We start from the raw sequence: 14908 nt of genomic DNA, 5'->3' as shown, positions 1-14908 counted from the left end.
TGGTCTCAGCAAGCGGCGTAAGCGCGAATTTCCACGGCGCAGTCACGCCGTGCCGCATGTCCCGTTACGACCGACAATGCCGGAACACCTTCAGGATCAATCCAGTCATTCCACACTTCGCAAAAAGCGTCATATTCGCTGATATCAAACAGCCAGACCTGCACCATCAAAATGTCTTTGCGCGATGATCCGACACTCTGAAAATAGTCATCAATGATATTCAGGATCTGCAAAGACTGGTCTTTGACATCTCCCCCTTTATCCGGTGCGGTCAAACAGACCGAAGCCAGTTTGTCGGATGCTTTTCCGAGACATATTCTCGGCTGATGCCCTGCTCCGTCGATCCGGCCAAGCTCTCTCAGTTCCATAGGGTTCTCCAGTTCTTAAGGCTTGAGTTCGGTCTGCGTTTCAGCTGCGATAAGCAATCACAACAGCTTCCACGAGCACATCAGAACGGTAGAGTTCTCCGCTGACGCAGGTACGTGCCGGCGGGTTGGCAGGGTCAGCCCATTCATTCCACACAGAATTCATGGCACCGAAATAGCGCATGTCTTTCAGCCAGATATGAACAACGAAAATGGATTTGTGATCGGAGCCTGCGGTTTCCAGAAGCCGGTCGATCTTCTGCAGCACTTCTCTCGTCTGCTCTTTAATATCGCCGCTTGTGTCGGTTGCATGCACACCGGACAAAAACACCATATCATTATGAACAACGGCCATGCTTTTCAGAGCGCCATCAGTCTTTGAGATTTCAATACGTTCGACCAAAGTAGTTGTTCCTTCTTTTTAAGTTGCAGAATTTTTGGATAACGAAGTTCAGATCATCTCGTACTCAGACGAGGATCAAAATGCGTCCTGAGAACATCACCAAGCAGGTTGATCGCCAAAACTGTGGTGAAGATGCAAAGGCCCGGGAAAAATGCCATCCACCAGGATGTGCTGATGTAAGAGCGGGCATCTGCCAGCATTCCGCCCCATGTCGGCGTTGATGCAGGTACACCCAGCCCCAGAAAACTGAGGCTTGATTCAGCAATAATCGCTGTCGCCATGGCGAAAGTACCGACAATCAGGGATGACTGAATGAGATTAGGCAGAATATGTTTCCACAGGATGTGACCGTCCCGCGCACCGAGAGACCGTGCGGCAACAACAAAATCCCGTTCGCGCAAGCTCAGCGCCTCAGCGCGTGCCAGACGACAATAGGGAATCCAGCGTTGTGAGGCGAGCGCGATTATCAGAATGCCAAGGCTCTGGCCAAGAAACGCGACAATGGAAATCGCCAGCAGCAAGGGCGGGAAAGCCCAGACGACCTCCAGAAATTTCTGAATGACAGAGTCAACACGACCGCCGTAATAGCCGGAAACCACGCCGAGTGTGACGCCAACCAGACCGGAGAAAATAACCACGGCAACGGCAATAATCAGCGAAACGCGCGAGCCGTAAATGATGCGGCTTAACAGATCCCGTCCGACATGATCCGTTCCGAGAAAATGCGGGCCGGTCGGTTGCGGCGGCATCAAAGCCAGCATCAGATCCTGCTTATTCGGGTCAAACGGTGCCAGCAAAGGGGCAAAGAGGCTGGCGATCAACAACAGGCTGACAACACCCAGCCCGAAAACAGCTTTCGGAGTTCTGACAATCTCTGTGAGTTTTTCTGTACTGTAGCGGAAAGTCATCGGTGTTACCTCAGACGGATACGCGGATCGACAATCGTGTAAATCATGTCAATCACGAGATTAATGAAAACGAAAAGCGAGGTGTAGACGAGGACAAGGCCGGTAATCAGCGGAAAATCGCGGAAGGTTATGCCCTGTAGCAGCAGATAGCCGATGCCGGGCCACGAGAAGACCGTCTCAACAATGATCGCACCGCTGATGAGTGTGCCGAATTCAAGTCCGATGATGGTGACAACGGAAATCAAAGCATTGCGGAAAGCATGGCGCCACAAAACGACACGTGCCGACATACCTTTGGCGCGGGCGGTCATGACGTAATCTTCCTGCAGATTTTCCAGCACGGATGCACGGGTAATCTGCATAATAATGCCCGCCATATTGGTGCCCAATACGATAACCGGCAATGTCAGATGTCGCACTGCATCCCAAAGCGCATCCCAGCGCCCTGCAAGCAGTGCATCGATTGTCAGGAAGCCTGTAATAGCCGGAACATCCATGCCCCATGTTGCACGCCCTCCCGATGGCAGGAGATTGAACATGCCAGCGAAGAGCAGGATCAGGAGAATACCAAGCCAGAAATTTGGCAGGCTGATGCCGAAAAAACCGCCGATTGAGCCGATCGTATCGACAAAGGAATTCGGCTTGCTGGCAGCCCAGACACCAAGCGGCAGCCCCAGAATGACGGCAAGCAGTGTGGAATAAATGGCAAGCTCAATACTGGCTGGCAAACGCTGTAAAATGAGATCCATGACAGGTTCGCGATAGCGGAAGGATTCTCCCAGATCTCCCATCAGTGCATTCTTGATAAAGGTCAGATACTGAATATAGACAGGCTGATCGAGCCCCCAGGCAATACGGATATTCTGCCGGATCTCTTCAGTTACCTCATCGCTGACCAGCATATCCACAGGATCGCCGGGTGCGAGTTTTATCAGTACAAAAATCAAAAGTGTCACCATGAAGAGCACAGGAATTGTGCCCAACACGCGCTTCAGCGTATAGCCCAACATGGAAAATCCTCGGGAATTGACCGGAGCATGCCACGGCGAAGCGGAAGCAAACTTCCGGCTGCGGCATACGCAATATTAAAAAGACGGGTACATAGTCTGATCAGTGCAACCGGATCGGCCGGCTCCTGAAACCGGACAGGAATGTCCCTTATCCGGTTTCAGAAAATCCGCATCGGAAATCAGCGCAGGTGGATTTCCCAGCCGTTCACGCGGTCGGCTTTGCTCGGTTTGAAATCGATGCTTTTGGAAACACCCCATGCCAGACGGTGCAGCCAGAGGAAACAAGCCGGAGCGTCTTCCGTGATTGTCACCATGGCTTTATTCAGCATGGAGACCCGTTTGGTGAAGTCAAATTCTTCACGCTCGGCCTGCAGCAATTTATCGACTTCCGCATTGGAATATTTCAGACGCGGTGATGCACCGGTTTCAAAATATTGCGCCAGCGCAGGGGACGGATCCAGCATATTGCCGCGCCCCATATAATAGAATGGTGTGTCGCCGCGCTGTACATTCGTCCACAGAGTTGCCCATTCCGGTGTCTTCAGCGTTGCTTTAAAGCCCGCCTCTTCCAGCATCGGAATAATCGCTTCTGTGATCTGGCGGTCTGCAATATAGCGTCCTACCGGCGTGTAAAGATCAACCGCAGCACCGGTTGCACCGGCCTCTGCCAGCAAGCTCTTTGCTTTTTCCGGATTATAATCAAACGGCGTTTTGTAATCCGCGTCATAGCCAAGCTGGCCTGCACCGACCGGTCCGTTCAGTAAGGTTGCCTGATTACCGAGAATAGCGCGGGCAATACCCTCACGATTGATTGCATGACATACCGCTTTACGTACCCGTGCATCATCCCATGGTTTGGTCTCAGGGCTCATGGCAATGAACATAGCTTCTGCGGAATCGACCATTTCAACTGTCGCGTTCGACATCTGCTGCACGCGGTTAATGAGCTGCGGCGGAATTACCTGCGCGATCTGCACCTCGCCATTGGCCAGCGCGGTCACACGCTGTTCCGGCTCGGTCATCATCCGGTAAAGAATGCGCTTCGGATTTGTCTCACTGACCATCGGATGGCCATCCACGCGCTCAATCACAATATGGCTGCCGATACCGACTTCCACCAATTTATACGGGCCTGCACCAATCGGATGCTGACGATCAGCCTCCTGCGCGCCGTATTTGTCATAGATGGATTTGGATGTGATCTGCATGAATGCCAGATAATTCGGCAGTGTGGAGATTTTTTGCGTTGTTGTAATCCGCATACGCAGATCATCAAGCGCTTCAACATTTTTAATATACTGGACAGAGGCCTGCGACATGCTCTGCGGGTCGTTCCGCGCGCGCTCCATCGAATGGATCACATCTGCAATGACAACCGGATCGCCGTTATGACGCTTCTGATCCGGCCGTAATGTCAGAATCCAGTTCAGGTCATCTTCAGGCTCAAGACTCTCTGCCAGAAACGGAACGAATTTTGCCTGTTCAAAATCCCAGCGCGTCAGGCAGCCATAAATCTGACACCAGATCGAGCCGATCAGCACAACGGAATCCGCATAGGGATTATAACCCGTCACACCTTCGGTAATCGCAACAGTGATCTGATCAGACTTCTGAGCCTGTGCCGGTGATCCCGCAACACTGACAGCCAGTGCAGCACCCAGCAGCAGGGCCTTTTTAATTCCCTTAATCATCTTTCCCCTCCTCTTTTTATGTCATGCGTGACAAGAAGTAGTTTTTTTTAAATAAGTAAGCTATTACTTACTTTCTTGTCAATTACCCTCATTGCAAAATGCGTAAATATACGCTCTGAAATGTCAGAGCGTTGGAGGATTACAGAATGAGTAAAGTGGATATGAACACTTCCAAAGCTGTGCGCTCGCGCAATGCACAAGCCACAAGCCAGGCTATTCTCGAATCAGCCATTGTTGAATTTTGCGAATATGGCCTGAGCGGCGCCAGCACATCGCGTATCGTCGAGCGTGCGGGCTGTAATATCCGCATGCTTTACCATTATTTCCAGAACAAAGAGACGCTGTATAAAGCGGCTCTGGAACAGGTTTATAATCAGCTGCGCGGCAGGGAAGCAGAGCTGAGCATACTCGACCGCGACCCGATGGATGCTATTAAAACCCTGACCGCATTCACCTTTGATTATATGCGGGACACCCCCGCTTTTATCAAACTCGTACTTGGCGAAAACCTGTTGCAAGGGGAGTTCATCCGTACCATCCCGAGCATACCGCGCTCGTCACGCCCGTTTATCCAGTCGATTCAGACACAGCTCGACCGCGGTGTTGCAGCAGGAATATTCCGCTCAGGGATCGACGCCACCCAGCTTTACATTTCTATCGTCTCTCTCAGCTTCATGTATCTTTCCAGCCAATATACGCTGTCCGTTACTTTTGGCGTCGATATATCCTCGGAGGAGAATATCCGCACACGCCGCCTTCACGTTGTGGATATGATTGAGAAATATCTGAAGCTAGGCGCGGAATAAGCCTTATGAAATAAAACTGCCGTCAGATCGCTAAAATCTGACGGCAGCATAGAAAGCGCAAGCCGTATTTACCAGTCCATGACAACTTTGCCGGAATTACCGGAGCGCATGGCCTCGAAACCGTCGCGGAATTCATCAATCTTGATACGGTGCGTAATAACCGGAGACAGATCAAGCCCGCCCTGCACAAAGGCGATCATCTTGTACCAGGTCTCAAACATCTCCCGCCCGTAGATGCCTTTCAGATTAAGCATTTTGAAAATGACCTTGTTCCAGTCGATTTCAAAACCGGCAGGGGCGATACCGAGAATAGCGATCTTGCCGCCATTATTCATCTTGTCGATCATATCGCGGAATGCGGGTGCAGCACCGGACATTTCCAGCCCGACATCAAAGCCTTCTGTCATACCGATAGACTTCATCACGTCATCAAGATTTTCTCTTGAGGCATCCACCACATAATCAATGCCGACTTTTTTGGCCAGATCCAGCCGCACCGGATTAATATCAGTGATGACAACCTTGCGCGCGCCTGCACGTTTGGCGACCATTGCCCCCATGATGCCGATCGGGCCTGCACCAGTAACCAGCACATCTTCGCCAATCAGATCAAAGGACAAAGCCGTATGCACCGCATTGCCGAAAGGATCAAAAATAGCGGCGATTTCATCCGGCACTTCTTCGGGAATTGCCACCACATTATATTCCGGCAGGCAGATGAACTCCCCGAAAGAACCCGCGCGGTGCACACCCACACCCAGCGTATTACGGCACAGATGGCCACGCCCCGCACGGCAGTTACGGCACTTGCCGCACACAATATGCCCCTCACCCGAGACGCGTTCGCCGACTTTATATTTAGTTACAGCCGAGCCGATCTCTGCGATCTCGCCCATAAATTCATGACCGACAACCATCGGGACAGGCACGGTGTTTTGCGCCCACTGATCCCAGTTCCAGATATGCACATCCGTACCGCAGATTGCGGATTTTTTGACCTTAATCAGCACATCATTCGGGCCGATCTCAGGAACAGGGACGTGCTCCATCCACAGACCCGGTTCTGCCTTTGCTTTCACCAGGGCTTTCATCATATTCGTCATTGGAGTTCCCTCAGATAATGCCTAATTCACGGCCGGTTTGTTCAAAGACCGCAATGGCTTTGCGTACATCCTGCTCCGAATGGGCTGCCGACATTTGTGTACGGATACGCGCCTGACCTTTCGGCACCACAGGGAACGAAAAGCCGGTTACATAGACGCCTTTTTCAAGCATTCGCGCGGCCATTTCCTGTGCCAGCGCAGCATCACCCAGCATCACCGGAATGATCGGGTGGCCGTCTCCGGCAAGTGTAAAACCGAGTTTCGTCATTTCACGGCGGAACAGTTCTGCATTCGCAGCGAGACGCGCGCGCAGCTCCGCACCGTTTTCGATGAGATCAAAAACTTTCAGTGATGCCGCAGCAATAACCGGCGCAAGCGTGTTGGAAAACAGATAAGGCCGTGAGCGCTGACGCAGCCATTCCACAGTTTCAGCCTTGGCAGATGTATAGCCGCCGGATGCACCGCCAAGCGCCTTACCGAGCGTGCCGGTGATAATATCAACCCGTCCTTCAACGCCGCAATATTCAGCAGAGCCGCGACCATTTTTGCCGACAAAACCAACCGCATGGCTGTCATCGACCATGACCATTGCATTATATTTGTCTGCGAGATCACAAACGCCCTGCAGATTGGCAATAATCCCGTCCATCGAGAACACGCCGTCTGTGGCGATCAGTTTAAAGCGGGAGCCTTCCGCCTTCTTCAGCTCTTCTTCAAGCGCGGCCATATCATTATTGGCGTAACGGAACCGTTTTGCCTTCGACAGGCGGATACCGTCAATAATCGAGGCATGGTTCAGCGCATCAGAAATAATTGCGTCTTCTTCACCGAACAGCGTTTCAAAAAGCCCGCCATTCGCATCAAAACAGGAAGAATAAAGAATGGTATCTTCCATACCGAGGAATGAGGAAATCCGGTCTTCCAGCTGTTTGTGCTCTTCCTGCGTCCCGCAGATAAAGCGCACCGAAGCCATGCCGTAGCCATAACGGTCGAGCGCCTGCTTGGCAGATTCTGTCAGTTCTTCATTATCCGCCAGTCCGAGATAATTATTGGCACAAAAATTCAGAACGCGATCTCCCGAGGCCACTTCGATTTCACCGGCCTGTTTGGAGGTAATAATACGCTCGGTCTTATACAGGCCGGATGTTTTCAGGCCATCCAGCTCGGAACGGAGATGTCGAAGAAAATCATGTGTCATGCTTGAAGCTCTCTCACAATTATACCGGCATCTGCCCTGCATTTTATCAGTATTTTCCGATGCAGGGCAGACAGAATGCAGATCAGTTATTGACCGGTTGCATAGCCATTTTTGCAAAGTCCGGTCAGATCAGACAAGGAAAGCGCATCCATATCCAATGCGTTCAAAAGATCGTTTTCAGCAGTAAAATCCCGTCCGTACATTGCCGAGAAGATTTTAACGCCTGCTTCATGCAATTCGGCAGGCTTACCTGCAAGGCGTGCCAGTCTGGCAGTCATCACCAGACCGAACGGCACATCTTCCGTGACATAGCGGCTGTCCGCTGTGGTCGGGCCGGAACCGCCATTGCCTGCGGCATGCATTTCCTGATTCATCTGCGAAATCGAGCTGACAGGAACATGGAATGAAAGATGGAAATGCTCGAAAATTGTCCGCACTTGCAGCCCCAGAGCCGTAGCAACATTGATGCGCTCCTGATCCAGATCTTCCAGAAGACGCCCGACATTCGGTGTTACATTCTGCCCCTGGCTCCAGCTTTCACCGCGTTCCATACGGGTCATATTCCCCAGTGCAATACCCATATGGTTTTGTGGATTGAGATTGGACAAAGCGATGGCCAGCAGGCTGCCGCGGTCCACGAAACGATCCCCGAACAATGTCTGGCAAAGTGCCAGCCCTTCTGCGCTGCGCGACTCCGGCACTGTCGCAAGATCAATACGTTTGCGCACAGTATTTACATTCACTTCCGTCTGGCTCAGCTGACGGCCTGAGACAATCGTAGTTCCCCACGCAATAACCGGAACGCTGATATCACGCGCAGCCAGCAGACGGGACAGATAGAGCGCACCAAAGGAGGCATGGGAGCTGATGATAACGCTCTGCTCCGCACGGATATAAGGTGCCACAGCATCCAGCACCGCCTTGTGCCCATAGGCAGGCAGAGCCACCACCAGCACATCAGAACCTTCGGCCAATGTACGTGCATCAGCAGCCACCTGCGGCCGGAATGTGCCGGTCACAGCACCGGAGGCAGTCAGCGCCTCGCCTGCAGCCAGCGCTTTTGTGCGCTCACCCGATGGTGACCAGAGAATAGCTGTATGGCCTGCCTGCTCCAGAAATGCTGCCATACCAAACGCGATTGATCCGGCGCCAATAATCCCTACCCGCATAGTTTTTTGTTCCTCACTCATAATCATTCAAATTATTCTGCGGTTGTTCCGCATTTTGTTATTTGGGTCGTAAATTGCTGCCAAAACCGCCATTCACACCGGCAAAGGCAACGACCAGAAAAGCTTTGGCAGGCTGGCTGCCGATACTGGTCAGGCAATGCGGCACCTCTGCCGAATAACGGGCTGTCTCGCCTGCCCTGACCACCGTTTGCGACGCTGTGTTGGAAACGTGAATTTCACCCTCAAGACAATGCAGATGCTCCATTGTTCCCGGACTGTGCGCCTCACTCTCCAGTTTGCCGTTGAGATCAAAATTCAGGAGATACCATTCGATCAGTGCAATCATGCCGGCCGGTGCCAGAATCTGCAAAGTACAGGTACCGTCCGGACTGCGGATTGTCGGCGTCAGATTGCCGGGCAGCAGATGAATCTGATCTGTCCGCTCATTGGTCACGCCGCCCATCAGGCAATCCAGATTAACCCCAAGCGCCTGTGTCAGATGCCACAGCGTGCCATAGGTCGGATTGGCATTACCGCGCTCGATCTCGGAAAGAATGGAACGCGATACACCTGCCATAACGGAGAGATCTGCCAGTGTAAGTTTTCGCTCTTTACGCAAAGCCTGCAAACGAGGCCCGATTTCCGGTGGTGTCAGCTGCTTCATTTGCTCACTCCTCAAACTATGCCGCAGACCTATTCCTCTACAGGCTCTCCCAATGTATGCATCAGTCTGTTTGCCCAGCCGAAAAGCGATGCAGACAAAATGAGATCGAGGATTTCATTCTGATCCAGCCCCGCCTCAGCCAAAGCCTGCATGTCAGTTGCGTCCGCCTGCGGCGGGCAGGCCGAGAGGCGAACTGCAAAATTGAAAATTGCTTTCAGCCGCGGTTCAATATCCGCATTCACACCATCCTTAAAAATGGCGGCAATGGTATCCTCTTCCTTTGCCAGCTGATTATAGCGGCTTGCATGTACCGCCGCGCAATAGATACATTGGTTTACAACCGAGGCTCCCACTGCCCCGATTTCCCGCTCTGCGCGGGACATGCCGCCGCGATTATACATCACGCCGTTAAACAGCGGAGACCGGTGTTTCAGCGTTTCAGCATCATGCGCCAGCACCAGAAGATAGTCAGAAACCTTGGTGTTGGATGGCGTGACTTTCAGCGCATCCAACTGCTCCGGCGTTGCATCCGCCAGCACAACCGGCGTCACATAGGGTTTCCAGACCGGCACTGTTGTCGTGAATTCATGAATGGTCTTACCCATGTAAACCTCTCATCAAACGCAAACCGGCTGCAACGCGGATCTGATAGCTGACAAAAGCCAAAAGCTCCGAAAGCCGTACAATATCAGCGTCATTCACACCGGCCTGACGCAGCTTTTCAATATCGGCACCCGTGGCATCTTTAGGAGAGCGCGTCACAATATCCGTATGCCGGATCAAAGCCTGCAAACGCTGATCGTCACCGCCGCTGAAGCTCAGATCAGCGATCAGAGCCGCTTCTGCAGCATTATCCGCCTGTTCCAGCAAAGTTGTGAAATGCTGTGTCAGCGCTTCGTCCTGATTATGTCTGGCAACTCGCACCGCAATGGCAGCGCGTTCGGCACGGGATAGCCCACCCGCATCGGCAGGCATTAAGGCACTGTCATGGGTTTGCTGTGTCAGCGCCAGAATATCCGCACGGCCTGCCAGTACCTCACGCAGAGGATCTGTGGCTCCGATACCGGCGGCGCTGATAAGAATATCCGCAGTTTCCGTCATTATACCTCCTCCGCCTGTTGCGACTGTATCTGCTCTGCATCCGGCAAAGGTGAAGCTTTCCACTCATCGCCCTGCAGTTCCGGCGTGCTGTAATCCAGCAAAGCCTGCCAGTGCTGCTCAAAATTTTCCTGATAAAGCCGGGCTGCAATCTCACGGGCGAGAATGGCCGCGCCTTCGCTGATGCCCGGAATATCGCCGCTCAGCTTGCCAAGACTGGCCGCCGCACCGGCATTGAAACTATAGATATTAGCCAGCCAGGGAGCCGTGCCCGCCTCTTTCTCGCGGAAAGAGAAATCCGCTGAGAGATAAGGATGATTGCCGAGTTCTTTATTTTCTTCACCGGCCGGAGGTGTATAGCAATCGCGCCAGAGCAGGATTTTATCCGCATAGGCTTCCAGTTCTTTGCGTGCCAGCGGGTCAACGGTGAAGCCGGTGCCGAGGATCAGGAAATCCGTAACCAGCCGGCTACCGTCCTGCGTTGTGATAATGAGTTCATCACCGCTCTGCTCGACCGATTTCACACCGGCATTAAAATGAAAATACGCATTGTCATGACGGCTGACCCGCAGCGTTGAGCCGCGCGGCGCAGGGGTCTGGGTGCGTAATGAATAATTCATGATCTGCCAGCGGCGTGCATCATCCAATTTGGAAAAAGCGGCCGTAAAACCAAAGGAGCCAATACCCATCAGCTTGTTGATCTGCGGCATTTCCTTGCGGCGGATAAGATGGCGCACTTCTTTGGCACCGGCTTCCAGTGCCTCGGCGGCATTATCCACCGCAGAGGCTCCCACACCGACCACAACCACCCGTTTGGAACGCAGCGCCTGAAAATCAATCGCATCAGAAGAATGCGCCCAGAACTTCCTGTCCAGCCCCGCTACAAAATCCGGAATATTGGGATGCCCCATACCGTCACGGCCAGTCGCCATGACAATTTTGCGCGCCAGAATAGTCGCTTCCTTTGCACCGCTACCCGCCAGTGTCAGGCGCATCAGCGACCCTTTCGGCAGGATGGATTTGACCTCGACATTATTCTCAACCGGCAGAGACAGAACTTTCCGGTACCAGCGCAGATAGTCCATCCACATCGGGCGCGGGATTTTATCCATCTCAGCCCATGCATCATTGCCGAATTGCGCCACGTACCACGAGCGGAATGTCAGCGAAGCAATACCATAGGCAGGGCCTGTCAGCTGTTTTGGTGAGCGCAGTGTTTCCATACGCGCATAGGTCAGCCACGGGCCTTCAAAACCTTCAGGACTGCGGTCAAAAATACGAATATTCCGGATGCCGCCCGCCAGCAGTGAAAATCCGGCAACGAGCCCGCACATGCCGCCGCCGATAATCACGACATCATGCACTTTCTCTGCACCATCAGTTGTTTCCACCCAGTTTGCAGGCGGATAACACAGACAGGCCAGATCATCGCGGACACGATGTTCCAGTTCTTCAAGAGTGGAAGCGGCAACGTTAAGCGGTGCCTGCACGTTATATTGCATAACTCATTTCCATCCGGTTTTCTCAGATAATGATGAAGTTCCGGCCACATCAAAGCGACCGGAATGATCTGCATGACCTCAGCTCGAAACAGGCAGGACTGTTGCGCTTTCCGGCTTCCAGCTGACCCAGATGTCATCCCCGACGGAAGAAGTGATATCTGCCGGATGGCTGAGCGCATTGAGAACGGTACCGCCGTCCACTTCAACAAAGACAGATGTATGATTGCCTTTGAACACCAGCTGACGGATGCGGCCCTTCAGACGGTTCTGGCTTTCCGGAGCTGTTTCTGTGCAGCGGATCGCTTCAGGGCGCAGAGCAATGAAATAGCCGTCCTGCGTTGAAGCGCTCGCAGTGCCGCGCGGAGCCGTCAGAATATTGTCATTCCAGTTCAGCTTCAGCATATCATTTTCAACGCCGGAAACCTGACTGCGCAGCAGATTGGTTTCACCGATAAAATTGGCAACAAAAACGCTCTTCGGTGCACGATAGAGTGTATGCGGATCACCCATCTGTTCAATGCGACCTTTGTTCATCACAATAATCTGGTCAGACATTGTAAGTGCCTCTTCCTGATCATGTGTAACAAAGACAAAGGTCTTGCCGGTTTTTTCCTGAATGGATTTCAGTTCGATCTGCATTTGCTGGCGCAGTTTTGCATCGAGTGCCGAGAGCGGCTCATCCAGCAGCAAAACCTGCGGATCCGGTGCAAGCGCACGCATCAGAGCCACACGCTGACGCTGACCGCCGGAAAGTTCTGACGGCAGGCGATGTGCATAATCCTGCAACTGCACCAGTTCCAGCAGCTCGGTCACCCGCTTGTGAATAAAGTGCTTGTCGCGGCCTTTTAGCTCCAGACCGAAGGCAATATTCTTAGCAACGGACATATGCGGAAACAGCGCATAATCCTGAAACACAATATTCACATCGCGCTTGTTAGGCGGCAGCTTTGTCACGTCTTTGCCTGCGATGATAATGCGGCCGGATGTCGGTGTTTCAAAGCCGCCGAGCATGCGCAAAGTGGTGGATTTACCGCAGCCGGAAGGCCCGAGCAATGTGATGAATTTGCCTGCTTCAATGGTCAGGTTAAGCTCTTCCACCGCAACAAAAGAACCATAGCTTTTTGTTACATTCTCAAATTTAACGATCGGTTCCATTAGCGTGTCCTCGAACGGCGGGTTTTATATTCTGCATAGAGGCCAACGGCTGCGGTCACCAAAAGGACAAGCGTTGCCATGGCATTGATTTCAGGAGACATACCGCCCTGCACTTTGGCGAAAATCAGCATCGGGAGCGTCGGCTTGTAACCACCCAGAAAGAAGGTGCGCACAAAGTCATCAATCGACAGCAGCACGCAAAAGATCATACCGCCCATGATTGCAGGCCAGAGATAAGGCAGTGTCACCCGGAAGAAAGCCACAACGCTGTCCGCCCCGAGATCACGCGCCGCATCCACCAGATTGCCCGGCATTGTGCGCAGTCTTGTCAGCACCATCACCACCACAAAAGGCACGGCGTGTACTGTGTGCCCCAGAATAATGGCGGCTGTACCTGTCGGCATATCAATGGACGAGATGAAAATGCGCATCGAAATCGCCGAGATCATCCCCGGCACCACGGCAGGCAGACAGGCAAGCGCAAAAATAATTGCCTGACCTTTAATCCCTTCCGCCACAATCAGCATGGCAATCCATGTGCCGATCGTCGTAGCCGCCAGCGTGGTCGCCGCAGCAATCAGAACGGAATAGATAACAGCTTCGAGAAACTGCTTGTCCTGCATGACCTTGACATACCAGTCGAAGGTCCATTCGCTGATCGGAAAAGCAATGAAACTGGCATCTTTAAAACTCATCGCCATCATCAGCATCAGCGGCAGCATCAGATAGATGACAAAGGCCCAATAGGTTGCTGTCAGAGCCGTGCGCGGTGCATCATGAAACAGGTTACGCATCAGATCACCCTCCGTTTACGGCCGCCGACAAGGCGCATGAAAATTCCGGCTGCGGTTAAAGCGGTTACCAGCATGATGATGGCAAAAGCCGCGCCTACCGGCCATTTATTGCTGGCGCCGTGGAAGAAGCCGCTGATGGTTTCAGGGAACATCACTGTGCCGGGCCCGCCAAGCAGCATCGGCGTGGCGAAAACACCGACTGTTGTGAGAAAGACCAGTGAGCAACCCGAAATAATGCCTTCCTTGGACAAAGGCAGAATAATTCTGCGGAACCGTGTCCACGGGCCTGCACCAAGATCGGCAGCGGCATCGAGATAGGATGACGGGATTTTCTCAATCGCTGAATAAAGCGGCAGCAACATATACAGGCACACGAGATAGATCAGGCCGAATGTCAGAGAGAACGGGCCGTAAAGCATCTGGATCGGCCGGTCGATCAGACCGATTTCCCGCAGAAAAACATTGAGCGCACCACGGTTTGCCAGCAGCATAATCACCGAGAATGTGCGGATCAGCTCCCCTGCCCAGAACGGGACGAGCAGCAGCAGCAGTGCTTTGGAGCGACCCTCCGGACGCACAATTTTCGCAACATAATAGGCAACCGGATAAACCACGATCAGGGTGGCTGTAGTTGCAAAAAGCGAGAAAAAGAAGCTGCGGATCAGGGGCGTGAAGTAAATCGACTCCTGAAAGAAGATCGCATAATTATCCAGCGTATATTGCGGCTCACTGCCTGCAGGCAGCGGATATTGCGACATCAGGCTGATTTTTAGCATCTGATAAATCGGCCCGACATGCAGAAAAATGAGCCAGAGCAGAGGAAAACCTGCCAGCAGGATCACGCGTCCGTAACGCGAATTGACCGCGGCTCCCAATGTTTTCTGATACAAGCCGGAATTCATGACTTTTGCTATCCGTGTTGAATAGCGCGGCATTTCCGCTTTTTGGCTTATACCAATATCGTCCCTGATAGAGGTGTCAGACATATAGCTTTCCTGTTCAGCCCTGCGACGCATGTCGTGCTGTTTCATCAGACAGTCAT

The 14908-nt window shown here is 52.7% G+C and carries 16 protein-coding genes; 1 reads left to right on the top strand and 15 read right to left on the bottom strand.

Annotated elements, in window-relative coordinates; translation table 11 throughout:
* Positions 1-5: 5 nt before the first annotated feature.
* The 5 genes from LDL70_RS02055 to LDL70_RS02035 all read right to left on the bottom strand — a co-directional run bounded on the left by LDL70_RS02055 (position 6) and on the right by LDL70_RS02035 (position 4377).
* Positions 6-368, bottom strand: coding sequence for a Rid family hydrolase (locus LDL70_RS02055; protein WP_022709500.1), 363 nt, complete (start codon positions 366-368; stop codon positions 6-8).
* A gap of 40 nt (positions 369-408) precedes the next feature.
* A complete protein-coding gene (locus tag LDL70_RS02050) occupies positions 409-768 on the bottom strand; it encodes a RidA family protein (RefSeq protein ID WP_022709499.1) in 360 nt (119 codons plus the stop codon).
* Between the two features lie 53 nt (positions 769-821).
* Positions 822-1676, bottom strand: coding sequence for an ABC transporter permease (locus LDL70_RS02045; RefSeq protein ID WP_225686492.1), 855 nt, complete (start codon positions 1674-1676; stop codon positions 822-824).
* A 5-nt stretch (positions 1677-1681) separates the two neighbouring features.
* The gene (locus LDL70_RS02040; protein ID WP_022709497.1) at positions 1682-2686 is read right to left on the bottom strand and encodes an ABC transporter permease; all 1005 of its coding nucleotides are present in this window, start codon (positions 2684-2686) and stop codon (positions 1682-1684) included.
* Positions 2687-2865: 179 nt separating this feature from the next.
* Positions 2866-4377, bottom strand: coding sequence for an ABC transporter substrate-binding protein (locus LDL70_RS02035; RefSeq protein ID WP_225686490.1), 1512 nt, complete (start codon positions 4375-4377; stop codon positions 2866-2868).
* 146 nt (positions 4378-4523) lie between these two features.
* Between LDL70_RS02035 and LDL70_RS02030 the strand changes: the two genes are divergently transcribed.
* A complete protein-coding gene (locus LDL70_RS02030) occupies positions 4524-5183 on the top strand; it encodes a TetR family transcriptional regulator (RefSeq protein ID WP_151158543.1) in 660 nt (219 codons plus the stop codon).
* Positions 5184-5251: 68 nt separating this feature from the next.
* On the opposite strand, the gene tdh is transcribed toward LDL70_RS02030, so the two are convergent.
* From tdh to LDL70_RS01980, 10 genes are all read right to left on the bottom strand, one after another.
* Entirely contained in the window at positions 5252-6286 is a 1035-nt protein-coding gene (gene tdh, locus LDL70_RS02025; RefSeq protein WP_225686488.1) for an L-threonine 3-dehydrogenase, read from the bottom strand.
* 10 nt (positions 6287-6296) lie between these two features.
* Entirely contained in the window at positions 6297-7484 is a 1188-nt protein-coding gene (locus LDL70_RS02020) for a glycine C-acetyltransferase (RefSeq protein ID WP_075654271.1), read from the bottom strand.
* Positions 7485-7570: 86 nt separating this feature from the next.
* Entirely contained in the window at positions 7571-8653 is a 1083-nt protein-coding gene (locus LDL70_RS02015; RefSeq protein ID WP_225686486.1) for an NAD/NADP octopine/nopaline dehydrogenase family protein, read from the bottom strand.
* Positions 8654-8711: 58 nt separating this feature from the next.
* Positions 8712-9317, bottom strand: a complete 606-nt coding sequence (locus tag LDL70_RS02010; RefSeq protein WP_022709491.1) for a helix-turn-helix domain-containing protein — start codon at positions 9315-9317, stop codon at positions 8712-8714.
* A 29-nt stretch (positions 9318-9346) separates the two neighbouring features.
* On the bottom strand, positions 9347-9922 hold the full coding sequence (locus LDL70_RS02005) for a peroxidase-related enzyme (RefSeq protein ID WP_225686477.1): 576 nt from the start codon (positions 9920-9922) through the stop codon (positions 9347-9349).
* On the bottom strand, positions 9915-10418 hold the full coding sequence (locus tag LDL70_RS02000; protein WP_225686475.1) for a CMD domain-containing protein: 504 nt from the start codon (positions 10416-10418) through the stop codon (positions 9915-9917). The genes LDL70_RS02005 and LDL70_RS02000 overlap by 8 nt, the downstream gene beginning before the upstream one ends.
* Complete coding sequence (locus LDL70_RS01995; RefSeq protein ID WP_225686473.1) at positions 10418-11917, bottom strand: NAD(P)/FAD-dependent oxidoreductase; 1500 nt, start codon at positions 11915-11917, stop codon at positions 10418-10420. Before LDL70_RS01995 ends, LDL70_RS02000 begins: the two co-directional genes overlap by 1 nt.
* A 78-nt stretch (positions 11918-11995) precedes the next feature.
* Entirely contained in the window at positions 11996-13072 is a 1077-nt protein-coding gene (locus LDL70_RS01990; protein WP_225686471.1) for an ABC transporter ATP-binding protein, read from the bottom strand.
* The gene (locus LDL70_RS01985; RefSeq protein ID WP_022709486.1) at positions 13072-13866 is read right to left on the bottom strand and encodes an ABC transporter permease; all 795 of its coding nucleotides are present in this window, start codon (positions 13864-13866) and stop codon (positions 13072-13074) included. The genes LDL70_RS01990 and LDL70_RS01985 overlap by 1 nt, the downstream gene beginning before the upstream one ends.
* Positions 13866-14852, bottom strand: a complete 987-nt coding sequence (locus tag LDL70_RS01980; RefSeq protein ID WP_033315823.1) for an ABC transporter permease — start codon at positions 14850-14852, stop codon at positions 13866-13868. The genes LDL70_RS01985 and LDL70_RS01980 overlap by 1 nt, the downstream gene beginning before the upstream one ends.
* Between the last annotated feature and the right edge of the window lie 56 nt (positions 14853-14908).

Source organism: Pseudochrobactrum sp. XF203 (genome assembly GCF_020341615.1).
In the GTDB taxonomy this organism is placed as follows: Bacteria; Pseudomonadota; Alphaproteobacteria; order Rhizobiales; family Rhizobiaceae; genus Pseudochrobactrum; species Pseudochrobactrum saccharolyticum.
Note: the sequence above shows the minus strand (reverse complement) of the source record. Positions and strands in the feature narration are given on the sequence as shown.